We start from the raw sequence: 24,085 nt of genomic DNA, 5'->3' as shown, positions 1-24,085 counted from the left end.
CCCCCCAAATCCCACTCAGTCCACCCTGGTCACCCCCGCTGCCGGGCCCGTACGCCGGGGGCGGGTGCCGCTCCGACGAACTACCGCAGGTGGTCCTGCTCCACGCCCGCGGCCAGCTGCTGGAGCGCTTTGCGGAGCTTGCTCGACCTTGCCGTCTCGAGCAGGCTGCGCCCCTGCGTCAGCGCGGTGTCGCACGCGGCCTGGTCGAACGGCAGCAACGCGGCCGGCTCGACCCCCGCGTACCGGATGAGGGCCTCGGCGGCGGCGTCGGCCGGGGAGCTGCCGAGCGACCCCGAGCGGACCCTGTTCACCACCACGCGGGTCGTCGCCGACGGCACCATCGCCCGGAGCTCGTGCAGGGACCGGATCAGCCGCGTCAGGCCGATCGGGTCCGCCGTACCGACGACGATCACCTCGTCGGCCTCCTCCAGCGTCGCCAGCGTCGCGCCGTTGCGCCGCGGCGCGAGTGTGTCGAAGGAGAGCTCCTCGTCGCTCTCGATGCAGAAGCTGACGTCGACCACCGTGCACGGCGCGAGCTGCCGGGCCGTCGACCAGACCGACTCCAGCGCCGTCGGCCGCAACTCGGTCCACCGGTCGGCGCGGCTCAGCCCGGTGAGCACCAGCATGTAATCGGCGACGCCGCGCGCGTGCCGGGCCAGCAGTTCGACGTCGAGCGCCCCGCTGCCGGCCGACCGCGCCGCCGCGGCCAGCCCCGAGGTCTCGTCGAGGATCCCCAGCATCTGCGCGACGGATCCGCCGTACACGTCGGCGTCGGCGAGCAGCGTCGGGATCTGCCGCGCGGACAACTCGGTCGCCAGCCCGACAGCGACCGTGCTCCGCCCCGGCGCGCCGGTCGGACCCCAGACCGCGAGCAGCCGCCCCTTGCCCGAGGGGTCGTAGTGCCGCTCCGGCGGCGTCGTACCAGGTGGGACGGGCACGAAGCCGCCCGCGAAGTGCGAGACCGTGGTCGGCGGCCCGGAGTCGACCGCGTCGGTGATCGCGCGGCCCAGGTCCTCGCCGCTGACGTCGGCCGGCAGAATCCGCTCGATCCCCATCCGGGCCAGCCGGTCCTCCGCACCGCTCGGCTCACCGTTGTCGGACGGATCCACCAAGGCCAGTACGACGATGCGTCGCGCGTGCAGCGCGGCGACGGCGTCCGAGGTGAGCCGGGGCAGGTCTTCGGCGAGCAGGACGGCCCTGGCCTGACCGCTCGCGGCGGCCGCCATCACGTCGGCGATGTCCACGCAGCGGCGAACGATCCGGATCCCCGGCGCCTGCTCGGCCCGCCGTACGACGTCGGCCTCCCACGGCGCCCCGGTCACCGCGAGCAGGACGGGAACGGCCATCAACGACCTCGCCGGACGAGGACTGGTTCGCCGGTGCTCATCGCGGCCAGCGCGGCGGGCAGCTTGGGCAGATCAGCCGGGTCGAGCGCGACCAGGACCTGCCGGCGCGCCGAACCGCCGGCGACGCCCTTGACCGCGTCGATCTGGCTGACGCGGATGGTCTCCCAAAGCTTCCTGGCGGGTTGCGCGTCGTCCTTGGGCACGACCCAGATGTCGACCTGGTCCCCCGCCGCGGTGTCGGCGGGCAGGCGGCCGGTGGCGATCGACAACGGCACCTCGGTGCGGTCGTTGTCCGCCTGGCTGACCGCCGCCTGACGCGGGACGAACTCGCCGGCCTTCACCGGGCGAACCATCACCAGACCTTGCAGATCCGCGTCAGCGGCGACGTACCGGCCGGCTGCCTCAGTGCTGGTGAACCGGACCCGGACGGTCGTGAGGTCCTCCGAGGTCAGCCTGGTCCCGGCCGGGAGATCGCGGTCGGCGGCCCAGATCGCGGTGGTGTCGTCGGCGGAGGAGAGCAGCTTCGCACCGGCCAGCGCGGTGATCGCGACCAGCAACACGCCCAGCACGAGCCGGCCGTCCTTCCACCGGGCCCGGCGGTTGCGCTGCGGCGGGGGTGACGGCACCGCGAACCCGCTGCGAACTGGACTCTGCACCACGTCTGACTCTTTCCTGTCACCTGTCGATCGCGCTCCGGAGTCGCCCATTGTGCCAACTCCGTCGCGGTCGCCGCGGCGGGCTGTCCACAGGCTTCGGACCTGGGGACAAACTCAATCGTCCAGTGGCCAACCATGGCAAACTGAAGGAACGGAACTGCAGGAAGTTGCAGTTCGCACCCCGCGTCGACCAGCGAAAGGGCGTTCGCACGTATGCCGGCACCGCGCTTCCTCCAGCTCTCCGACGTCGCCGAGGTGCTGAACATCTCGGCCAACCAGGTCTACGCCCTGGTCCGCCGCGGCGACATCCCCGCCGTGAAGATCGGCGGCCGCGGCCAGTGGCGGGTCGAGGCGACCGAGCTGGAGAAGTACATCGAACGGCTGTACACCGAGACCCGGCAGTTCATCACCACCCATCCGTTCGGCGAGGACGCGGAGCAGTCGGAGGACGTCAACCACTAGGTGCCCGCTCGCGGCTGGTGTCGCGGTGCGCGGACAGTCCTCGCAGAACGTGCCGGCCTTCCCGCGGAACCGTTTCGCGGCCGGCAACGGACGCCGCCTCGACGGTTCCCGGCGACTCCGCGGACCGACTTGCTTTCCCCGAGCCGCGAGAACGACGGACCGTCTGAGGACTACGCGGGCACGCCCGGGACCGCCCGAGGACGCGGCGTTCGCCCGACCGCCTGAGGACTGCGGCCGCGGCGGGTACGCCGTGACCACGCGACGTCCACGCGGGCACACCCCGCGTCCCGCCCGCCCGAGCACTACGCGGGCACGCCCACACCGGCCGAGGACCGCGGCCCCGCCACACCGGCCGCGCGCATCGCGGGATTGCCGGCCCACTTGTCCGGCCAACCACCCGCGGACTACGCGGGCACGCCCACCGGCCGCAGCGCGTCGCCGTACGGCCGGGCCGCCTGTCGGCGAAACCGCCCGACGATGGAGCGACGACCGATCGCCTGAGGACTGCGGCCGACGGGCACGCCGTGACCACGCGACGTCCACGCGGGCAAACCCCCGCCCCGCCCGCCCGAGCACTACGTGGGCACGCCCCCATCGCCTGCGGATTGCGGCCGGCACGCCGTGAGGGCTCAGCGGCGGCGGAGGGCTGACAGGGACTGGGTGGGGACGAGGCGGGTGTTGTAGACCTCGGTTCGGCGGCGGGGTGTGTCGAGCGAGTGCTCGGCGATCTCGACGAAGTCGGCGCCGACGCGGTCGATCGTGCCGGTGACGGGGTGGCCGCTGGGGCCGGCGCAGAAGAGGGTGACCGGGGAGCGGTCGCGGGCGATGCCGCGCAAGAGGTGAGCGAGGCCGAGTTTCGCGGCGACGGCGCCTTCGGCTGGTTCGGCCCAGGGGCCGAGGCCATGGACGGCGGTGAGCGCCTCGGCGGGGATCAACCACTCCTCGAACCGCTCGGCCTCCAGCAGCAGGCAGTCCTTGCCGACCCGGACGAGCTCGCCCTGGACTGGCTCGGCATGCCTGAGCTCGACCCGGACGATCGTCCCGACCGCTCCGCGGAGCCGGTCGAGCAGCGTGATCTTGCCGACCTCCGCCCGGATCCGCTCCGCGACCTCGCCGTACAGGTCGCCGTCCTGCAGCGCCGCGAACTGCGACTCCAGGTCTTCGAACAGAGCATCCAGACGCATGCGCCGAACCTACCCGCTCGGCCGCTCACCGGCACTCTGCGTACTCAATTCGCACTCTCCGTGGCAGGCGGCACACTTTTCGACTTGCCAAGTCCAGCCTACACCGGTCTATATTGGTCAAGCCAAAGCAAACTAACGCAAACTTATAGATCGACACCGAAAGCAGGGGAACGCGATGATCCGTGGACTCAAGACGCTGATCGCGCTGGGTGGGCTCGCGGCCGCCGGGTTCCTTCTGCGCTGGGTGACCGCCGGAACGATCGCCGAGGCGTCGTCGCAGGACCTGATCTCGATGGCGTTCGTCGCCGTCGCCGCGGTCGCCTGGACGGCGTACGGGTGGTTGGTGCTGGCCGTCGTCGCCACGGTGCTCGAGCAGGCGCCGGGCGTGCTGGGACGCGCCGGAGCCGCGGTGGCCGGCCGGATCACCTCGTCGACCTCGCGGGCGCTGTTGCGTTCGGCGCTGGGAGTCGCCGCGGTCGCGCCGCTCACCATCGGTGTCGCCCACGCTTCGCCCGCCAATCCCCCGCAGCACAGCGATTCGGCCACCAGCTCCGGCACCAACTGGCGCGCCACCGAGCCGGCGTCCACCATCCGCCTCGACGAGCCGATCTCCCCGAACGATTGGCGCCTCACCGAGAAGCCGTCGACGATCCGCCTCACCGGCCAGAGCGGCACCGAGCGCACGTCCCGCCCGCAGTTCGAGCCGAAGTCCAAGGCGGAGATCGGCCGGCCTGTCGAAGACCGGACTCACAGAGCGACAGCCAGCCGGTCCGCCGAGGAAACGGGTCGGCCCGCGGAGCATCCCGCGCGGCCTGGGGAACAGCACGCCGCGCGGCCCGTGCAACAGCACCGCGCGCGACCCGTGGAGCAGCAGCCCGCCCGGCCCGTCGAGCAGCAAGGACCGGGAGATACCGGCCGCCCTGGCGCCAAAGACGCGGGCCGGCTCGGGGATCCGGTAGCTCCTCGGTCGGGCCACACGACCGGGGATCCGGCGACTGCTCGCCCGGGAGACGCGACCGGCCGCGTCGGCGCCAAGGACACCGGACGGCTCGGAGACCCGGTGGCGCCTGAGTCGGGCCGCACGGTCGGGGATCCGATGGCGCCCAAGCCGGGGCACACGGCCGGGGATCCGGTGGCGCCCAAGCCGGGGCACACGGCCGGGGACCCGGCGGCGCCCAAGCCAGGCGACACCACCAAGCGTCCGGGGATCCGGGTGCCGGATCGGCCGACGGACGGGGCGCCTGTTCGCTACACCGATCTGGGCAGCGGGCAGCACGTCGTACTGCGGGGTGAGTCGCTCTGGTCCATCGCCGCCGCGGAGCTCGGGCCCGGCGCTTCGGAATCGGCGATCGCTGCTCGCTGGCCGCAGTGGTACGCCGCCAACCGCGCGGTGATCGGACCCGATCCCGACCTACTGCGCCCCGGCCAGGTGCTCCAGGCGCCGGCCTCCCTTGACCGTCCCGTGCCGCAGACCCCTCAGGAGAAGTGACATGACCACCCGACGCACCCTCGCCGCCGTCCACCTCGCCTCCGACCCCGAGACCGGTCCGTCCGAACCCGAGCCCACCAGTGCGCGGAGCCGTCGAGTCGCCCCTGCCGAGGATGCCGCGGGCCTTGTCGAAGAACCGCCGCATGCGAGACGGCATCCGGTCACGGCGGTCGCAGCATCTTCCGCTCGCATCACCAGCGCAGGAGGCCGCAGCGTAGGCACGAGCGCCAGCGCAGGACGTCGCAACGCAAGCCCGAGCACGAGCGCAGGACACCGCAGCGCGAGCACGAGCACCAGCGCGGGACGTCGCAACGCAAGCGCGAGCACCAGCGCGGGACGCCGCAACGCGAGCGCGAGCACCAGCGCGGGAGACCGCAACGCGAGCGCGAGCACCAGCGCGGGAGACCGCAACGCCAGCACGAGCGCCAACACAATCGCCGGCACAAGCACCGCTACCCCGGAGCACCCGAGCGACGACGGACCGCAGCGGACCTACCCGATGGGCGCCACGGCGATCCGGAAGCACCAGGAGGCGACGGCGCCGACCCAAGGCGCGCTCGCGCTGCAGTACGACGCGGCCGAAGATCTCGTCACGCCGCCCCGGCCGAGGCTGCGGTTGTTGCCGGGTGGGCAGGGCTTGCCGGACGTGCAGGCCTGGTCGACGCGGTTGGTGCTGGCGCTTGCGGAGACGATCGCCGGGGACCGGCCGGTGAGCCAGATGACTCGATGGGCGGACACCGCCGTCTACATGGATCTTCAGCGCCGGGTGCGGCTGCTCGGGCTGACGACCACGGCGGGACGGCGGGCGGCGAAGGAGCGCAGTTCCGTGCGGTCGGTGCACGTCTCCCGGCCGACCGACGGCGTCGTCGAGGTGGCCGCCCACCTGCGGACCGGCGGCCGATCCCGCGCGATGGCGCTCCGGCTCGAGGTCCACCGCAACCGCTGGGTCTGCACCGCCCTCGAACTCGGCTGACCGGACCGAACCGCGGTCCGCGGACGATCGTGCTGACCGCCGAGGCCGAGTGTCAGGAGATCGGCGGCGCCTTGCCGGTGCTGAGCGCCCGCAGAAGAAGCAGGTCCACGATCTCGGCGGCAACCCGTGCGCGAGCGCCGGAGCGGGGCGGGGCGGGCGCGGGGCGCCGGAGCGGACGGCGCAGGCGGGCGCCGGAGCGCACGAGGCAGGCGGGCGCCGGCGCGCACGGAGCAGGCGGAGTGGGCGCAAGCGCCGGGGCGGACGCCGGGCGGGGCGCGGGGCGCCGGGGCGGACGCCGGGGCGGGGCGCGGGGCGCCGGGGCGGACGCCGGGGCGGACGGTGCAGGCGCCGGGTCGCCCCTTCGGCACGACACCGCCAGTTCACGGTCGACACGGACGTCGTTTGCGTCGACCTGTTCGGGCTCGGGGACAGCAGATTCGGAGCCGGTCATGCCGCAAGATCTGCCACGGTCGCGGTGGGGTCACCCGCACGCAGCGCTCGTTCCTCGGCGAGGTCCGGACGATGCGGCCGTGGTGCGACTGCTGCGGCCGCGGTCCCTGGTTGGATTGGACGGGTGGACGAGCAGGAAGGCACCAAGACGACGCTGCGGCACAACCCGTTGAACCTGGTGACGCGCTCGGTGGAGCGGATCACCGACGGTGCGGGCAGGACGCTGGTTCGCAAGGAGTTGTCCCGGCCGCGCGATGACCGGGATCAGCCGTCGGCTGTGGCCGCGTCCTGGGCGGGGTCCTCGGACCCTCGGCATTGGAACTACTGGCGGCGCGAGGTAGAGGTCTATCGCGACAGCGGATTGCGAACGCGGCTGAGAGAAGCAGGGCTCTACCTGGCCGAGGCCGAGGTCGAGGAGTACGACGGTGGCGCGGTGCTGCTGCTGGAGGATCTCAGCGGTACACCAGGGACCGAGTTCTCACTCGACGACCACGCGGCGCTGGCCCAGGCGTGCGGCCGATGGCAGGCCCGCCCGACCGAGCCGACCGGCTGGACCTCCCGCAATTTCCTCCGCGACTATTCGACCACCCGGGTTGTCCCCTGGCACCTCCTGGACGACGACGCGGTCTGGCGACAGCCGCTGATCGCCGAGCAGTGGCCGGACGGGCTCCGCGCCAAGTGGCAGCAACTGGTTGCCCACCGCAATGAACTGCTGGAACTGGTCGAGGGACTGCCGCGGCGTTGGTGCCACCTGGACCTCTGGGTGAGCAACGTGATCCGCCGGTCGAGCGGAGAGTTGGCCCTGCTGGACTGGGCGTTCACCGGCGACGGCGCACTGGGCGAAGACATCGGCAACCACATCCCGGACGCCGTGTTCGACCTCTTCTGGCCGGCCGAGCGAATCCGCGAACTGTCCGACACCTGCATCGACGCCTACCTCGACGGGCTCCGCGAAGGCGGCTGGCGCGGTGACGCCGATCAGGTCCGGCTGGCGGTGATGGCCTCAGGGGTCAAGTACGCCTGGTTGCTGCCCGGCCTGCTGGGGCAGGCGGCGGACAAGTCCCACCGCGCGTACCACCAGCAGGCCGACAGTCGGCAGCTGTTCCAGCAAAGGGGTTTGGCGCTCGAGTTCGTCGCCGACGGATGCTTGGCAGCCCTCACGTCAGTACGACGGTGAAGCCTCCCGGCAGGACCTCGGCGCGTCCGGTGACGGGCCGACGGGAATGCAGTACGCCGGACGCCGTGTACGAGTAGGCGATTCCCCGCTGAGCAACCGGCACCGAGCGCGGATGCCGGTCCACGCTCACCAGGAGTTCGTCGGAGCCCAGCTGAAGCCTGCTGATCAGCGGGAGCAGCAGCAGGGCGTCGACGCGCACCTCAGGACCGGTGGAGCGAGCGGTGAGGGTTGTTTCAGCAGCAGGGAGAACACCCGCCGCAACCGGAAGCAGTGCTCCGAAAGCTGCCGAGACACCTTGCGGACCGCCGGAACCGTGGTCGATCACGCCGCCTGTCGACCAAGTACTGCGGCCGGCCGTACGATCCGGAACCAGGTCGACGACTGGAAGCACCAGGCGCGGTTCAGCGACAGACGGAAGCGTCCACTCGGCCTGCGAACCCGCGGGCAGGGCAACGTAGGAACCGTTGCTCCACTGGGATTCCCCGGTCCACGCAGACGGCGGCGTGACCACCGCGGCACCGGAGGACAGTTGAGCGGATTCCGCCTCGACAACCTGCAGCCCGGAGAGCACCGGCCTAGTCGGCGTCAGCGCATCGACCTGACGAGTCACCGCCGGGTTCGCGTCCAGAGCGAGCATGGACAGCAGACCGTGGATCGTGGACTCCGCGCCGGAGTTCCGGTTGATCACGCCGTCGCCGGAGATGCCGTCGTACGTCCGGCCTGTGGTCGCGTCGTACATGGGTTCGCCCGCGCGGTTGGCGCCGAAGTACCAGGCTGCGACAAAGGCGGCGACCTGGCGCAGGCCGGGTCGGTTGGCGGCGGTGGCGACGTTGAGCAGGCCCTGCAGGCGAGCGTCGACGCCGTACGCGATCTGAGTGCGATCGACGGGAGCCGATAGCCAGCCGTTGTCGGGTCCACCTGCGGTCAACAGCAGCGGGGTGAAGCCGGCCGTGTCACCGAGCGCCGGAGGGAGCAGGCGCCGGTCGCCCAGCACCGTCGACGCCACAGCGAGAGCCGACGGCATCTGCGCGCCCCACGCATGCCAGATCGAGATCGACTCGCCCCACGGAAGCAGCGCGCGGAACGGCCACTCGCGAATCCCACCAGCGCCCATGGCCGCAACAGCCTCGGCGAACCGGGCCAGCGCCCGCCGAGCCCGCCGGTCGGCGCCCGCACGCACATAGGCGCTCAGACCCAGCACGGCTTCGGAGGTGGCGTCAGCGCCGGCGACGATCAGCCAGGCGGGGACCCGACGCCCGTCGACAATGTTCCACGAGCCGTAGCGAACCAGGACCTGACGATCGAGAGCGTCGAGGGCAAGCTCCAGGCGGCTCCGCAGGAAGCGAGCAAACGCAGGGTCGACCGTCCGGAAGACCTCGTACCCCTCCCCCAGCGCCCAGACCGTCCGAGCCAGCCAGTACGACGGCCCGCTGTCCGACGGGTCCGGCAGTTCGACCGGCTCGGCACTGGGGTTCAGCTGCCCGTCCGGCTGCATCCACAGCACGACGTTTCCCGCGTTCGGCCCACTGGTCGTCTGTAGGTACGCCAGCCCCCGCAGCAACCCGTACGCCGCCGAACGGCTGTGCGCGTCCCGGTGTGCCCGGTAGTGCCGCAGGTAGACCACCGCGGCCCGAGCGATATCGTCCGCGTTGAACGCGCCCTGCCCGTAGGTGTTGGTGGCGGCATCGTAGGGGCCACCGCCGATCCGCGCGTACGAGCCGTCCGCCCGGCGGTCGGCGTACGTCCAGAGCACGCCGAGCGGGCCGGTCCCGTACGACGAGTGCCCGGCGACCGCGGGCGGCGACACCGAATCGCCCAGGAAGTCGAGATGGGCGAGGTTCACCAGCCGACCACCTGCCGAACCACCCGCCGAGCCACCCGCCGCGCCGGAGACCGGCCCAGCCGCAGCAGTTGCCGCAGGCAACCCCGAGGAAGCCGCGACCGCGAGCGATCCACCCAGGACCGCCCGCCGCGAGACGGTCATGACACCCGGTCCAGCCGGGCGACGCCGATCTTCGCGTCGGCCATGCCGTAGAACACGTAGTGCACCCCGTCGACCTCTTCGATCGCCGTCGGGAACACCACGTTGCCGACCGTGCCGATCCGTTCCTCCTCGGTCTCCGGCACCAGGATCGGTTCCGCCGTCCGGTCCAGCACCTTCGTCACGTCGCCGAAGTCCAGCAGCAGCGCGCCCGCCGCGTAGCTGACCCGCTGCGTTGTCGGGTCGAAGCCCTTCGGCTGCTCGCCGGTCACCCCGTGATGGATCACCAGCCAGCCCTCCGGTACCCGCAGCGGCGCCGGCCCGGCGCCGATCTTGAGTTCCTCGAACGGGTGCTCCGACATCGCCACCAGCCGGTGGCCGCGCAGGTGCACCAGGTTCTCCAGCCCGCGCTCGACCTCCGAGACAGGCACGAACGAGACCCAGATCCCCGGCCGGTCGTCGGTCACCCCGGCCGGCAGGTGCACGCCCTCGCCCTCACGGAACCAGCCCAGGTCCCACATCGGCCGGTGCAGCATCGCGTACGCCGGTTCGCCGTCCGGCCCGGGCACCGGTTCGGGGAAGAACACCGTGTCCTTGTTCGGGAACAGGTTCAGATCGGTGTCCAGATCGGCCTGGTACTCGAAGTGCAGCGGCCCGAGCCGGGTCCAGGTCCGCAGGTCGTCCGACACCGCGAGCGCCGGCTTCGGCCCGAGCGGCCCGTAGGCGACGTACGTCATCACGTGCTTGCCCAGCGACGGGATCCAGGTCACCCGCGGGTCCTCGACGCCGGCGTTGTTGAGGCCGCGTTCCCAGCCTTCGTCGGGTGCCAGCACGACGCCCTCGCGGGAAACGCCGGTCGGCACGCCGTCAGTCAGCTCGACCCGGGCCAGGCCCACCCGGGAAACGTTGCCCGGCGCAACCAATCGCGGGAGCAGGTACAGGGTGCCGTCGGGCGTGTGCCCGGTGGCGGGATTCAGCACGCCCTCGGACTCGAGCTCGTTGCCGGGTTCCGGTGTCATCAGGACACCGACGCGGGTCAGCGTGTACGGAACAGTCACAGTCAAACCTTTCGGGAGTTCAGCCCTTGACCCCGGACTCGAGGCTGGAGGAGATGAAGCGGCGCTGGAACACGACGAACAGCGCGACGGCCGGTGCGGCCAGGACACAGGCCCCGGCGAGTACGGCGCCGAACGGGTTCGCGGCCCGCGCCGACACGGTGGTCAGGTAGTTGGACAGCGAGACCGCGAGCGGTTGCAGGTCCTGCTGCTTGGTGATCAGGAACGGCCAGAGGAACTCGTTCCACGGGCCGATGAACGTCAGCAGGACGCCGGTCAGCAGCGCCGGCTTGACCAACGGGATCGCGACCCGCCAGAGAATGGCCAGCTCGCCGGCCCCGTCGATCCGGGCGGCGTCGAACAGCTCCTGCGGAAGTTGCAGGAAGTACTGCCGGAACACGAACACCGCGGTCGAGTTGATCGCGAACGGCAGGATCATGCCGAGGTAGTTGTCGGCCAGCCCGTAGCTGCGCACGATCATCACGTACAGCGGGATCGTCAGCAGCTGGAACGGGATCACCTGGACCAGCAGCACCAGGTTGAACACCGTGCCCCGGCCCCGGAACTGCAGCCGGGCCAGCGCGTACCCCGCCAGCACCCCGAACACGAGCGTGCCGAGAATGACGCCGCCGGTGAAGATGCCCGAGTTCAGCAGCGACCGGCCGAGGTCGATCGCCGCGTTGATCTCGGCGTAGTTGTGCCCGGTCAGATTGCCCGGCTCGGGAAACGCGCCGCTGACGGACGGATCCGGCTCGGTCTGCAGACTGCCGACCAGCATGTAGTAGAAGGGGAACAGGAACACGAAGGCTCCCACCAGCAGGGCCAGAAAGCGCCAGGGGCTGCGCATCACTCCTCCTTCCCGACGAAGCGCCGTTCGACCAGCGCCAGAATCAGTACGCCGATCACCAGCAGCACGCCGATCGCGGACCCGATGTCCGGATTGCCCTGCTCGATCCCGCGCTGGTACATCACCAGCACCGGTGACGCGGACGCGCCGTCCGGGCCGCCTCCGCCGGTCAGCAGGTACGGCTCGGTGAACAGGTTCGCCCCGGTCACCGTGGCCAGCAGCACCACCAGCGTCGTCGCCGGCCGGACACCCGGCACGGTCACGTTCCAGAACGACTTCCACCGTCCCGCGCCGTCCATCGACGCGGCCTCGTACAGGTCCTTCGAGACGTTCTGCAGCGCGGCCAGGTAGAGCAGGATGAAGAACCCGAGCTGTTTCCAGGTCACGTAGATCGCGACCGTCGGCATCGCCAGCTTCGAGTTGACCAGCCAGGACGGGTCGGGCGCGAGCGGCCCGAGCACGGAGTTGACCAGGCCGTTGGAGTTGAACAGGAACAGCCAGACCCCGACCACGGCGACGCTCGCCGTCACGTACGGCACGTAGTAGCTGACCCGGAAGAACGTGCGCCACCGGATCGCCGCGTTCAGCGCGTTCGCCAGACCGAGCGACAGCAGCACGGTCAGCGGCACGTTGATCACCAGGAAGATGCCGACGTTCACGAACGAGCGCCGGACCGCCGGGTCCGAGAGCACTGCCGCGTAGTTCTCGAACCCGACAAACGGCCGGTCCACGATCGCGCCGGGTGCGGCGAAGAAGTAGTCGTGGAAGGACATGTAGACCGCGAACCCCAGCGGGTAGGCGAAGACCGCGGCCAGGAACACGACGTACGGGACGACGAACGCACTGCCGATCGGCTGTTTGCCGAGGATCCGGCCGAGCACCCCCGTGCGCGTGGTCATGGGGCCTCCCGTCCTGGACTGAGGAGCGTAAGGAGCGAAGCGACTGAAGCGACGAGGGAAGGACGGGAGTTGAGCCCCATGACCCGCCGAGCCGGAGGCGAGGCAATCAGCACTGTCATGACTGCTTGGCGAGCTGATCGACCTTCTGGGCGGCGCCGTCGAGGGCTGCGCCCGGGTCTTCCTGGCCGAAGATCACGGACTTGGAGTAGGCGTCCCGGAAGGTCTGCCAGATCGTGATCGAGTTCGGCACGTTCGGCACCTCGACCGTGCGGGCCGCCTGGTCGGCGAACTGCTGGTAGTCGGGGTTCTTCTGGAAGTACTCCGGGTACGCCGTGGCGACCTGGTCGCGCAGCGGCATCTGACCGGTGGCCTCCAGCAACTTGCCGTCCTGCTCCTTGCTGGTGGCGAACTTCAGCACGTCCCAGGCGGTGCCCCGGTTCTTGCAGGACGCGTACATCGCGACGTTCTTGGCGTCGCTGAACGTGTAGGTCTCGTTCGCGGGCTTGCCGGCCGAGGTCGGCACCGGCACGGCGCCCCATTCCACCTTGTTCTTGTACGTCGCGACCGCCCACGGCCCGACGATCGCCATCGCGGCGGTGCCGTCGACGAACGAGTCACCGGTGTACTTCTCCTGCGACGCGAGCTTCTCGGCGTACAGCGTGCGCCAGAACGCGGCGACCTTCTTGCCCTCGTCGGAGGCGAACTGCGCCTTGCCGTCGGCCACCAGCTGCTTGCCACCGGTCTCGGCCGCGAACAGCGGGTAGAAGTCGAACCAGGACTGGTAGAACTCGTTGCTCGGCGCCGGGTAGATCGCGTACTTCGCGGCCTTCGCGGCGACCAGCTTGCGCGACGTGGCCAGGAACTCGTCGTACGTCGCCAGCGGCGGCTTCGCGGTGTCGATGCCCGCCTTCGCGAACGCCTTCTTGTTGTAGAAGATCATCACCGGGTTGTCCTTCCACGGCAGCTGGTAGTACTTGCCGTCGGTGGACTTGTACTGCTCGGCGACCTTGCCGCTGCGGCTCTCGACGTAGTCCTTGCCGCCGTCGAAGCTGTCGAGCGCCACCAGGCCACCCTGCTTCTGGAACTGCGACACCGAGGCCGGTGAGGTGTTGAAGATCAGGCACGGCGCGTTGCCGGCGGTGATCGCGGCACCGATCACTTCCTCGGAGCTCTTGCCGGCCGGAATTTCTTGCGCGGTGACCAACTGGTCGGCATGCGCGGCGTTCCAGGCGGCGACCATCTGCTTGCCCCAGGCCACTTCCTCGGGGTTGTTCGACAACCAGACGGTGATCTCGCCCCGGGCCTGGGCGGCCGCGTCGGCGTCACCCCCGCCGTCTCCGCCACCGCACGCGGCGGCGACCCCGGTCAGCCCCAGTGCCAGCAGCCCTGCGGTCAGCTTGCGTTTCATGACTCCTCCAGACGTGCGGTCGAACGGCGGACGACCAGGCGGGCCGGTGGGAGCTCCACGTCGGCGACGTCCCGGGTCCCGTCGATCAGGTGGTTGAGCGTGGTCGCGGCGGCCTCGCCGAAGGCGTAGGGGTCGGCGCGCACCGTGGTCAGGCCGGGATGCACGAACTCGGCGAGCTCGCTGTCGTCGAAGCCCGCGATGCTCAGGTCGCCGGGCACGGACAGCCCGGCCTGCTGAGCGGCGCCGAGCCCGGCGATCGCCATCCGGTCGTTGGCGTACACGATCGCGGTCGGCCGCCGCGGCAGGGCGAGCAGCCGCCGGGTCGCCTCGATCCCGCCCGCGGCGGTGAAATCGCTGCCCTCGATCGCGACCGGTTTCAGTCCGGCCTCGGCCAGCGTCGCGACCAAGGCCTCGGACCGCGCGGTGGCGTGCACGAAGGCCGGCGGACCGGCGACGTGCGCGATCCGCCGGTGGCCGAGTTCGAGCAGGTGCTCGACGACCGCGACCGTGCCCGGACGGTCGTCCAGACAGACGGCCGGGAACGGCGACGGCCCGACCGGACGGTTCAGCGTGACGGCGGGCAGGCCGAGCTCGCTGAGCAGGTCGATCCGCGGATCGTCGTGCCGGAGGTCGGACAGGAAGACGCCGTCGACCCGGCCGTCCTGGGCCAGTCGCCGGTAACCGGCCGCCTCGTCCTCGCCCGGAGGGACGACCTGCAGGACGAGCGCCTGGCCGCGCGGGGCGAGCACGCTCTCGACGCCGGCGATGAAGGCCGGGAAGAACGGGTCGGACGACAGCACGGCCGGATCCCTGGTGATCACCAGGCCGAGCGCGAACGCCTTCGAGACCGACAGCGAACGGGCCCGGTTGCTGGGCCGCCAGCCGAGCTCGTCGGCGGCCGCGAGGATCCGGTCGACGGTGGCCTGGGCGAGCCCGGGCCGGCCGTTCAGGGCGAACGAGACCGAGCCCTTGGAGACACCGGCGCGGGCGGCCACGTCGGCGATCGTCGGTCGGTCCTTGGCCACGGCGTCCTCCTCGGATGAGCGTTTAAACCGGTTTAAACACTCACTAAACCGGTCAAAACCCGCCGCGTCAAGAGCGCAGCGTCAACGCAACGACGACCCCGAGCGGTAGCGGCGCAGAGTTCGGCGGTTGATGAGTGACGGACTACAGGGCGGCTCGGAGGTAAGTGCGATAGGTCGCGAAGTGCTCGACGACCTGAGCGGCAGTCGGCTCGCCGGCGAGGACGCCGACGCCCTGGCCGGCGTACAAGGAGGTGGCGCTGGGATCCACCGCCTTGGTGGCGGCCACGTACTCGGCGTGTCCGGCGTCGTCGGTCTTCAGCTCCTGCTCGCGGCCTTCCCAGCGGTCGAAGAAGTCGTTGCGCAGGGCCCGACCGCCGAACTCGTCCGGCCAGCCCGCGCGGGAGGCGGCGTCGAAGACCGTGCCGTACACCGTGTCGGTCTCGGCGGCGGCCTGCAGACGCGCGCGGGCCGGCCGCGGCGTGAGCGCCTCGGCGGCGGTGAGGAACGCGGTCCCGATCCAGCCGCCCGCCGCGCCGGCCGCGAGCACAGCCGCCAGACCGCGCGGGCCGGAGATGCCGCCCCCGGCGAGCACCGGTACGGCGGGTCCGCCGGCGGTCGAGCTGGTCAGTTCGAGGACAGCCTGCAGCAGCGGCAATGTGCCGACCTGGTTCCGCCCGTGACCACCCGCTTCGGAGCCCCGGACGACGACCACGTCGACGCCTGCCGAGATCGCGCCGCGCGCGTCGGCCACCGTCCCGACCTGGGTCGCCACCACGATCCCGGCCTGCTGCAGCCGGCTGACGTACGGCGTGTAGTCCCCGAAGCTGAGCGAGACCAGGGCCGGCTTCAGCTCCAGGACGGCGTCGAGGTGGTCGAGGTGGTCAGCAACGGCCCAAGCCATCAGGCCCACCCCGTACGGCTTCCCGCTCGCTGCGGCCACTGCGCCCTCGGTCCGGATCCAGTCGGCGGTCACCGCCGAGCCGGCGCCCAGCATCCCCAGCCCGCCGGCGCTCGAGATCGCGGCGGTCAGCTTTCCCCCGCTCACGGTGGCCATCGGCGCTCCGACGACCGGCACTGTGAGCCCGAAGGTCTCCATCAGCCAGTTGCCCATGCCCACAGCGCACCACAATCAGGTCTGCGCCGCCATGGTCGGCGTCACTGCACGACGAAGGCCGCCGCGGAGGTCTCGCGACGGCCGTCGGGTGCTGCGGGTGGTTACTTGTAGACGTCCGACTGCGGGTCGCCGTGGCAGCGCTTGTACTTCTTGCCCGAGCCACACGGGCACGCGACGTTGCGCGGGGTGCCCGGGTACATCAGGCCGCTCGCGTCGCCGCCGCCCTCGGTGCGGACCGCGACCTCCTCGTCACCGTCGATCGTCGGCGCCGAGTAGGACAGGCGCTGCGGCGGGCGGTTCTCCTTGCCCAGGCCCTTGGCCAGCAGCTTCGGCCGGTCGGTCAGCCGCGGGCCGTCCTGCGGACGGTCGGCGTCGCGGCCCGGGAACTCCGCCACCGGCGCGCCCGGGGTGAGGATGTCCTCGGCCTCCTCGACGACCTCGGCCGCCGCGGCCTGCTGGGCGCGCATCGCCTCGACGTCGACCTCGACGTTGAAGATGAACGCGACCGACTCCTCCTTGATCGACTCCATCATCGCGGCGAACATGTCGTAGCCCTCGCGCTGGTACTCCACCAGCGGGTCGCGCTGCGCCATCGCCCGCAGGCCGATGCCCTCCCGCAGGTAGTCCATCTCGTACAGGTGCTCGCGCCACTTGCGGTCCAGCACGTTCAGCACGACGCCGCGCTCCAGCTCGCGCATGGCCTCGGTGCCGAGCAGCTCCTCGCGCCGGGCGTAGGCCTCGCGGGCGTCGGTGACGAACTTCTCGATCATGAAGTCCTGGGTCAGGCCGGACCGCTCGCCGCCGGCCTCCTCGATCAGGTCTTCCTCGGTCAGCTGGGTCTGGTACAGGGTGCGCAGCGCGGTGAACAGCGGGTCCAGGTCCCAGTCCTCGGCGAAGCCGTCCGCGGTCGCGCCCTGGACGTAGCCGGTGACGGTCTCGTCGAGCATGTCCAGCACCTGCTCACGCAGGTCGGCGCCCTCGAGCACCCGGCGGCGCTCGGCGTACACGACGTGGCGCTGGCGGTTCATCACGTCGTCGTACTTGAGGATGTTCTTGCGGGTCTCGAAGTTCTGCGCCTCGACCTGCGACTGCGCCGACGCGATCGCCTTGGTGACCACCTTGTTCTCCAGCGGCACCGTATCGTCCTCGTTGCGCGACATCGCCCAGTCGACCATCTCGCGCTTGAACAGCCGCATCAGGTCGTCCTCGAGGGACAGGTAGAAGCGCGACTCGCCCGGGTCACCCTGACGGCCGGACCGGCCGCGCAGCTGGTTGTCGATCCGGCGCGACTCGTGCCGCTCGGTGCCGAGCACGTAGAGGCCGCCGGCTTCGCGGACCTCCTTCTGCTCCTCCTTGACCTGCTGCTCGAACTTCTCCAGCACCTTCGGGTACTCGGCCTCGTACTCCTCCGGCGACTCCACCGGGTCGATGCCGCGGGCCCGCAGGTCCTTGTCGGCCAGGAACTCCGGGTTGCCGCCGAGAATGATGTCGGTACCACGACCGGCCATGTTGGTGGCGACCGTGACCGCGCCCTTGCGGCCGGCCTCGGCGACGATCGCCGCCTCCCGCGCGTGCTGCTTGGCGTTCAGCACCTCGTGCGGGATGTTCTCCTTGCGCAGCTGCGCGGACAGCCGCTCGGACTTCTCCACGCTGGTGGTGCCGACCAGGATCGGCTGCCCGGTCTTGTGCTTCTCGACGATGTCCTTGACCACCGCGTCGAACTTGGCGTCCTCGGTGCGGTAGATCAGGTCGCGCTGGTCGACCCGGACCATCGGCTTGTTGGTCGGGATCGGGACCACGCCGAGGTTGTAGATCTTGGAGAACTCCGCCGCCTCGGTCATCGCCGTACCGGTCATGCCGGCCAGCTTGGTGTACTGGCGGAAGTAGTTCTGCAGCGTGATCGTCGCCAGGGTCTGGTACTCCTCCTTGATCTCGACCTTCTCCTTGGCCTCGATCGCCTGGTGCAGACCCTCGTTGTAGCGGCGGCCGTGCAGCGTCCGGCCGGTGTGCTCGTCGACGATCAGCACCTCGCCGTCGACGACCACGTAGTCCTTGTCGCGCTTGAACAGGTCCTTGGCCTTCAGCGCGTTGTTCAGGTAGCTGATCAACGGGGTGTTGGCCGACTCGTAGAGGTTGTCGATGCCGAGCCGGTCCTCGACCTTCTCGATCCCGCGCTCGAGAATCGCGACGGTGCGCTTCTTCTCGTCCACCTCGTAGTCGGCGACCTTGCGCTTCTTCTCGTCGATCTCCAGGTCGGAGACGCTGCGCCGCTCGTTCTTCAGCTTCTGCTCGTCGGCGTTGGTCCACGCCTGCAGGGTCGAGGCGATCTGGGCCATCTCGACGTACCAGCGCTGGGAGTCCTCGGCCGGGCCGGAGATGATCAGCGGCGTCCGGGCCTCGTCGATCAGGATCGAGTCCACCTCGTCGACGATCGCGAAGTTGTAGCCCCGCTGCACGCAGTCGGCGATGTCGTTGGCCATGTTGTCGCGCAGGTAGTCGAAGCCGAACTCGTTGTTCGTGCCGTAGGTGATGTCCTTGGCGTAGGCGATCCGGCGCTCGGCCGGCGTCATCTCCGGCAGGATCACGCCGTAGTCGAGGCCGAGGAAGTGGTACACCCGGCCCATCCACTCGGCCTGGAACTTGGCCAGGTAGTCGTTCACCGTGACCACGTGCACGCCCTTGCCGGACAATGCGTTCAGGTACGTCGGCAGCGTCCCGACCAGGGTCTTGCCCTCACCGGTCTTCATCTCGGCGATGTTGCCCAGGTGCAGCGCGGCGCCGCCCATGATCTGGACGTCGTAGTGGCGCTGGTGCAGGGTCCGCTTGGCCGCCTCCCGGACGACCGCGAAGGCCTCCGGCAGCAGCGCGTCGAGGGACTCACCGTTGTCCACCCGCTGCTTGAAGTCGGCGGTCTGGCCGCGCAGCTCCTCGTCGGACATCGCGACGAAGTCGTCCTCGATGGAGTTGACCACCTTCGCGATGCGCTCGAGCTGGCGCAGCGTCTTGCCCTCGCCGATGCGCAGGACCTTGTCGATCACCTTCATGGTGGGCAGTTCTCTCCTTGCTGCTGAAGCCTGGTTGCGGCGGACTTTGCCGGCGTCGTACCCGCACTGGGCACGGCACGGTCCACCCGCCGGGCGGCGTGCGTCACCTATCGTACGGGCCCGGGTGAGCCAAGCCACGTCGGCTGCGTGCGTCGGGCCTTCAGGACTCACGCACGGCGGCGCCGAAAAGTTCCGGCCGTCACTGTCCGCGCAGGGCGTGACTCAGCGCAGGCGCGAGGTCGCCCGGCCCGGCGACCCGGACCTGGGACAGGCCGAGCCAGCCGGCCAGCTGGACCAGCTCGGCGGCCAGCTCCTCCGGAGTCTCGGCCGGCGCGCCGGTCTCGGCGTGCGCGGACTGCACCAGCAGTACGCCGGCCGTCCGGTCCGCCTTCAGGTCGACCCGGGCCACCAGCCGGTCGCCGAGCAGGAACGGCAGCACGTAGTACCCGTAGATCCGCTTGTCGGCGGGCACGTAGATCTCGATCCGGTACCGGAAGTCGAACAGCTTCTCGGTCCGGGTCCGCTCGAAGACCAGCGAGTCGAACGGGCTGACCAGGGCGCGGGTGTTCACCCGGCGCGGGAGCTTGGCGTCGCGGTGCAGGTACGCCGGGCGCTTCCACCCCTCGACGGCGACCGGCAGCAGCTCGCCGTCGTCGACCAGCTCCTGGATCGCCTGCGTGGTCGGCGCCGGGCTGGTCCGGAAGTAGTCCTTCAGGCACTGCGCGGTCGACACCCCGTGCGCCTTCGCCGCGATCCGGACCAGCTCGCGGTGCGCGTCTTCCATCGAGGGGACCGGCGTGGCCAGCACGGACGCCGGCAACACCCGCTCCGGGATGTCGTACAGCCGCTCGAACTGCTGGTTGCGCTTCGCGACGGTGATCTCGCCGGCGAAGAACAGGAACTCCAGCGCGCGCTTCACGTCCGACCAGTTCCAGCCCCAGTTGTCCCGGTCGCGCTCCACGTCGTCGTCGATCTCCCGCGCGGTCAGCGGACCCTGCGCGGTGACATCGGCGAGCACCTGCTTGACCAGGTCGGGCCGCTCGGCCGCGATCGAGCGCGGCCCACCCCACGCCTCGGTGGTCGCCCGCGCCATCCGCCAGCGCATCAGTGGATGGGTCTCGACCGGGATCAGCGACGCCTCGTGCGCCCAGTACTCCACCAGGCGGCGGGGGGCCTTGCCGGCGGCCCGGTCGAGCAGGTCGCGCGGGTACGGCCCGAGGCGGGAGTAGAGCGGCAGGTACTGCGCGCGGCTCAGCACGTTGACCGAGTCGATCTGCAAGAGGCCGATCCGGCCGAGCACCCGGCTCAGCGCCCGCATGTCCGGCACGCCCTTCGGCCGCGGGTCGGAGAACCCCTGCGCGGCCAGCCCGATCCGGCGGGCCTGAGCCTGAGACAGCACCTGTGTCTGGGTCACGCCGACATTCTGCCGGGCAGTACCGACAGAATCCGGTCATAACTGCGGTGTGACCACAAGTGAGAGGTGCGCTACGCACCGTACCCGGTGGACGCTGCTCGGTAGGCCGCGACGCCCGCGCGGCCTCCTACACCTGTGGAGCGTGAGGCAATGACAGGAAAACTCCAGCTGGTTCGCGCCGGCCTGGCCGCGGCGGCGCTGACCGTCGCGTCACTCGGTGCGGTCGCCACCGCGTCGGCCGCCCCGGCGCCCGAACCGCCGCACACCCGGATCGTCGGCGGCGAGATCGCACACACCGCCGACACCCCGTGGGCGCTTGCGCTGAACAACAGCGGATCCCCGGTCCCCAGCGGCCAGTACTGCGGCGCCACGCTGGTCGCGCCGGACAAGATCGTCACCGCCGCACACTGCGCGACCGAGGCGGCGAGCACCTACACCGCCATCCAGGGCCGCGACAAGCTCGCGGACACCGGCGGCAAGACCTCGAAGATCAGCAAGATCTGGGCCGACCCGGCGTACGGGAAGGAGCCCGGGCACGACGTCGCGGTGATGACGCTGGAGACGCCGTTCACCGGTGTGCCCACGCTGCCCCTGGAGACCGACACCGCCGCCGACGTGGTCGGCGCCCAATCGGTCGTCTACGGCTACGGCAACACCGAGGGAACCGGTCCGGCCGACACGTTCCAGAAGGTGACCGTCCCGGTGCTCGGTGACGCGTACTGCAAGCAGGTGTACGCCAGCCAGGGCTACGCCGGGGACGGCGAGATCTGCGCCGGCTACGAGAACGGCGGCAAGGACTCCTGCCAGGGCGACTCCGGTGGCCCGCTGGTGCTGAACGGCCGGTTGTTCGGCGTCGTCTCGTGGGGCATCGGCTGCGCCGACGCCGGCAACCCGGGCGTGTACGCCGAGGTCGCGACCTACTCGGCCGAACTGCAGGCGCAGATCGCCGGCTAGACCTTCCAGGCGAAGGCAGAACCTTTCTGAAGCGGGAGCGGCCCGGGCGTTTCGCCCGGGCCGCTCTGCTCGCGCTTCGGGGAGCCGCTAGACCGACAGGCGGATCACGCCGTAGTCGTAGCCGCGGCGGCGGTAGACGACGCTCGGCTGGTTCTCGTCGGCGTCGACGAACAGGTAGAAGTCGTGGCCGACCAGTTCCAGCTCGTACAGCGCCTGGTCGAGCGACATCGGCTTGGCGGTGTGGGTCTTCTCGCGCATCACCAGCGGGCCGTCACCGGTCACCGTCAGCGATCCGAACTTCTTGGTCGGCACCTCGTCCTCGGCGCCGGTGTCCTCCACCTCGGGGGCGTTGCCGTTCAGGGTCTGCTTGGCGTTGACGTGCCGCAGGCCTTCCGGAGCGTGCTCGCCGCGGTGCACCCGGCGGCGATCGGCCGCCTTGCGGACCTGGGCGCGCAGCCGGTCCAGGCTGACGTCGAACGCCGCCTGCTTGGTCTCACCGCTGGCCTCGGCCCGGACCACCGGGCCCTTGGTGTACATGGTGAGCTCGACGCGCATCGCCCGATCGTGCTGTCGCGGGTTCTTCTCCTGACTGACTTCCACCTCGCATCGCAGCACCCGGTGATCGACCTTCTCGATCCTGGCGAGCTTTTCCTCGACGTACTGCCGGAAGCGGTCACTGACTTCGCAGTGATGACCCTTGACAACGACGTCCACGGAAACCTCCATCGATCGGCGACTTCTTTTACGTCCCGGGGCCCCCGTTTCCAACGGCGCGGCGCCCGAAACGACAACACCCGCTGTCGAGCCGGTCGGAGTCCGTGGCCAGGAATCCGGCTGATCCGGTCCTGCGCCACTTCCCTGCCCGACAAGCCCTAGCGGGTGTCATAGGCCAACGCTAGTCGGCTTCGGCGAAAACCGGTAGGGAAGTTCTCATGAACCGGGCGCCACCCGGCGCCGGGTAGCGGCCAGCACGGTGGCTCCGAGCACCGCGATTCCCGTTGTTTCCAAGGCTCCGGCGGCCTGCGTGAGCGTGGATCCGGTGGTCAGCACGTCGTCCACCAGCAGGACCGGCTGATCCGTCAGCGTTTCAGCCCAGCGCGAACGCACGGCGAACACGCCCTCCAGGTTGACCGCTCGCTCCCGCGCCGACAGCCCGGCCTGGTCGGCCGGCCGCCGAAGCATGCGCAGCGCGTCCGCCAGGCGGACGTCGTACCCGTCGGCGCGGAGGTGGCGCGCGGCAACGATCGCGATCCGCCGCAGCGGCTCGTGCCCGCGCGCGCGGACGGTCGCGGCTGCCGACGGGATCGGGCACAGCCACACGGCGCGACCCGGAGCGATCGCTTCGGCGACCCCTCCGGCGAGCGTCCGGCCGAGCGGCCCGGCCAAGCTGTAGCGGGCGTGCTCCTTGTGCTCGACGATCAACCGGCGCACCACCCCCTCGTACGGCGAACAGGCGGTCGCACGCGGAAAACCAGCCGGCACCGGCACCGGAACGGCCGCGAACGGAGTCAGCGCCACCAGCTCGGCTCGGCACTCGCCGCAAAGGCTGCGGCCTGGGCGTTCACACCCGGCGCAGCTGCCACCGAGGACGAGATCCAGCCACGCGTCCCGAAGCCCCACGCCGAAACCCTGCGTCATGCCGCGGTTCGGCCACAAACCGGCCCTGTGGACAACTCAGGCGAGCAGCCCGGTGATCAGGGTCATCGTCGGGATGGACAGCAGCGTGGTGAGCAGAACGCTGCTGCGGGCGAGCTGCTGGCCGGTCCGGTAGTGCACGGCGTAGACGTAGACGTTCTGGGCGGTGGGGAGGGCGGCCAGCAGGGTCGGGGCGAGCAGGGCGTGTCCCTCGAGGCCGAGGACCCAGCGGCCGACGGCGTACGCGACGGCGGGCTGCAGCACGGTCTTGAGCGTGACAGCCAGTACGACGTCCGGTCCGGGACCGAGCCGGGTGTTGCTGGTCTTGGCGCTCAGGCTCAGCCCGTACGCGATCAGCGCGACCGGGACCGCCGCGGCGCCGACCAGCTCGATCGGGCGCATCAGCAGCGTCGGCGGGTCGACGCCGACGGCCGCGACCAGCAGGCCGAGCAGCGACGCGACGGTGAGCGGGTTGCGCACCGGCCGGGTCAGCACGGTCCGCAGCGACACCCGGCGCCCGGAGCCCTGCCGGTACCCGTCCAGTACGGCGAAGGCGACCGGAGCCATCACGAGCAGCTGGAAGAGCACGATCGGCGCGACCAGGGCGCCGTCGCCGAGCACGTACACGGCGACCGGCACACCCAGGTTGCCCGCGTTGACGTACGACGCGGCGAGGGCGCCGATCGTCGACTGAGCCCGGTCCCGGTGCCAGATCAGGGCCGACACGGTCACCGACAGCAGGACGATGACCAGCACACCGGCCAGGCTGGTGAGCAGCACCGGCGAGAAGATCGCGGTCAGGTCCGCGCGGGCGACCGTGCCGAACAGCAGTGCGGGCGTGGCGACGTAGAAGGCGAGCCGGGACAGCACCAGCTCGTCGTCGGACCGGAGCACTCCGGCCCGACCGACGACGTACCCGAGAACGGCGACCGCGACGAGCGTGAAGAAGGCACCCAGAACCGACGACATCGC

At 70.7% G+C, this 24,085-nt stretch carries 20 protein-coding genes; 5 read left to right on the top strand and 15 right to left on the bottom strand.

The features are described 5' to 3' along the window. Positions 1-80: 80 nt before the first annotated feature. On the bottom strand, positions 81-1,346 hold the full coding sequence (locus ACQPXM_RS08980; protein WP_432946719.1) for an AAA family ATPase: 1,266 nt from the start codon (positions 1,344-1,346) through the stop codon (positions 81-83). Next, positions 1,346-2,005 carry an SAF domain-containing protein gene (locus tag ACQPXM_RS08975; protein WP_432946717.1) on the bottom strand — a complete coding sequence of 220 codons (660 nt, stop codon included), beginning with the start codon at positions 2,003-2,005 and terminating at the stop codon, positions 1,346-1,348. Before ACQPXM_RS08975 ends, ACQPXM_RS08980 begins: the two co-directional genes overlap by 1 nt. A gap of 210 nt (positions 2,006-2,215) precedes the next feature. Between ACQPXM_RS08975 and ACQPXM_RS08970 the strand changes: the two genes are divergently transcribed. Continuing rightward, on the top strand, positions 2,216-2,464 hold the full coding sequence (locus tag ACQPXM_RS08970) for a helix-turn-helix domain-containing protein (RefSeq protein WP_077013402.1): 249 nt from the start codon (positions 2,216-2,218) through the stop codon (positions 2,462-2,464). 629 nt (positions 2,465-3,093) lie between these two features. On the opposite strand, the gene ACQPXM_RS08965 is transcribed toward ACQPXM_RS08970, so the two are convergent. After that, positions 3,094-3,648, bottom strand: a complete 555-nt coding sequence (locus ACQPXM_RS08965; protein ID WP_432946714.1) for a hypothetical protein — start codon at positions 3,646-3,648, stop codon at positions 3,094-3,096. A gap of 175 nt (positions 3,649-3,823) precedes the next feature. Between ACQPXM_RS08965 and ACQPXM_RS08960 the strand changes: the two genes are divergently transcribed. From ACQPXM_RS08960 to ACQPXM_RS08950, 3 genes are all read left to right on the top strand, one after another. Beyond that, on the top strand, positions 3,824-5,137 hold the full coding sequence (locus tag ACQPXM_RS08960; RefSeq protein WP_432946712.1) for a LysM peptidoglycan-binding domain-containing protein: 1,314 nt from the start codon (positions 3,824-3,826) through the stop codon (positions 5,135-5,137). A gap of 499 nt (positions 5,138-5,636) precedes the next feature. Beyond that, on the top strand, positions 5,637-6,110 hold the full coding sequence (locus tag ACQPXM_RS08955) for an Rv3235 family protein (protein ID WP_432946711.1): 474 nt from the start codon (positions 5,637-5,639) through the stop codon (positions 6,108-6,110). A 574-nt stretch (positions 6,111-6,684) separates the two neighbouring features. Continuing rightward, entirely contained in the window at positions 6,685-7,737 is a 1,053-nt protein-coding gene (locus ACQPXM_RS08950; RefSeq protein ID WP_432946709.1) for an aminoglycoside phosphotransferase, read from the top strand. Here the strand turns inward: ACQPXM_RS08950 and ACQPXM_RS08945 are convergent. The 9 genes from ACQPXM_RS08945 to ACQPXM_RS08905 form a co-directional block, all read right to left on the bottom strand. Continuing rightward, entirely contained in the window at positions 7,718-9,721 is a 2,004-nt protein-coding gene (locus tag ACQPXM_RS08945) for a hypothetical protein (protein WP_432946707.1), read from the bottom strand. The two genes, ACQPXM_RS08950 and ACQPXM_RS08945, sit on opposite strands and share 20 nt — an antisense overlap. After that, positions 9,718-10,776: a glycoside hydrolase family 130 protein gene (locus tag ACQPXM_RS08940; RefSeq protein ID WP_432946705.1), complete on the bottom strand. Its 1,059-nt coding sequence runs from the start codon at positions 10,774-10,776 to the stop codon at positions 9,718-9,720. Before ACQPXM_RS08940 ends, ACQPXM_RS08945 begins: the two co-directional genes overlap by 4 nt. 19 nt (positions 10,777-10,795) lie before the next feature. After that, a complete protein-coding gene (locus tag ACQPXM_RS08935; protein WP_432946703.1) occupies positions 10,796-11,620 on the bottom strand; it encodes a carbohydrate ABC transporter permease in 825 nt (274 codons plus the stop codon). Continuing rightward, positions 11,620-12,519: a carbohydrate ABC transporter permease gene (locus ACQPXM_RS08930; RefSeq protein WP_432946701.1), complete on the bottom strand. Its 900-nt coding sequence runs from the start codon at positions 12,517-12,519 to the stop codon at positions 11,620-11,622. The genes ACQPXM_RS08935 and ACQPXM_RS08930 overlap by 1 nt, the downstream gene beginning before the upstream one ends. A gap of 115 nt (positions 12,520-12,634) precedes the next feature. After that, the gene (locus tag ACQPXM_RS08925) at positions 12,635-13,927 is read right to left on the bottom strand and encodes an extracellular solute-binding protein (protein WP_432946699.1); all 1,293 of its coding nucleotides are present in this window, start codon (positions 13,925-13,927) and stop codon (positions 12,635-12,637) included. Then, positions 13,924-14,952, bottom strand: coding sequence for a LacI family DNA-binding transcriptional regulator (locus tag ACQPXM_RS08920; protein ID WP_432946697.1), 1,029 nt, complete (start codon positions 14,950-14,952; stop codon positions 13,924-13,926). Before ACQPXM_RS08920 ends, ACQPXM_RS08925 begins: the two co-directional genes overlap by 4 nt. 142 nt (positions 14,953-15,094) lie before the next feature. Further along, positions 15,095-16,063, bottom strand: coding sequence for an NAD(P)H-dependent flavin oxidoreductase (locus ACQPXM_RS08915; protein ID WP_432946695.1), 969 nt, complete (start codon positions 16,061-16,063; stop codon positions 15,095-15,097). A gap of 104 nt (positions 16,064-16,167) precedes the next feature. Continuing rightward, positions 16,168-19,110 (bottom strand): preprotein translocase subunit SecA, encoded by a 2,943-nt coding sequence (secA, locus tag ACQPXM_RS08910; protein ID WP_432946693.1) that lies wholly within the window; start codon positions 19,108-19,110, stop codon positions 16,168-16,170. Between the two features lie 199 nt (positions 19,111-19,309). After that, positions 19,310-20,524, bottom strand: a complete 1,215-nt coding sequence (locus ACQPXM_RS08905; protein WP_432946691.1) for a winged helix-turn-helix domain-containing protein — start codon at positions 20,522-20,524, stop codon at positions 19,310-19,312. A gap of 150 nt (positions 20,525-20,674) precedes the next feature. Between ACQPXM_RS08905 and ACQPXM_RS08900 the strand changes: the two genes are divergently transcribed. Beyond that, positions 20,675-21,478, top strand: coding sequence for a S1 family peptidase (locus ACQPXM_RS08900; protein WP_432946689.1), 804 nt, complete (start codon positions 20,675-20,677; stop codon positions 21,476-21,478). A gap of 87 nt (positions 21,479-21,565) precedes the next feature. Here ACQPXM_RS08900 and hpf read toward each other — a convergent pair whose 3' ends face one another. From hpf to ACQPXM_RS08885, 3 genes are all read right to left on the bottom strand, one after another. Next, on the bottom strand, positions 21,566-22,192 hold the full coding sequence (gene hpf, locus ACQPXM_RS08895; protein ID WP_432946687.1) for a ribosome hibernation-promoting factor, HPF/YfiA family: 627 nt from the start codon (positions 22,190-22,192) through the stop codon (positions 21,566-21,568). A 216-nt stretch (positions 22,193-22,408) separates the two neighbouring features. Beyond that, entirely contained in the window at positions 22,409-23,098 is a 690-nt protein-coding gene (locus tag ACQPXM_RS08890; RefSeq protein WP_432946685.1) for a ComF family protein, read from the bottom strand. 54 nt (positions 23,099-23,152) lie between these two features. Continuing rightward, on the bottom strand, positions 23,153-24,082 hold the full coding sequence (locus ACQPXM_RS08885) for an AEC family transporter (protein ID WP_432946683.1): 930 nt from the start codon (positions 24,080-24,082) through the stop codon (positions 23,153-23,155). Between the last annotated feature and the right edge of the window lie 3 nt (positions 24,083-24,085).

This window comes from Kribbella sp. CA-253562 (genome assembly GCF_050942265.1).
Taxonomy (GTDB): domain Bacteria; phylum Actinomycetota; class Actinomycetes; order Propionibacteriales; family Kribbellaceae; genus Kribbella.
Note: the sequence above shows the minus strand (reverse complement) of the source record. Positions and strands in the feature narration are given on the sequence as shown.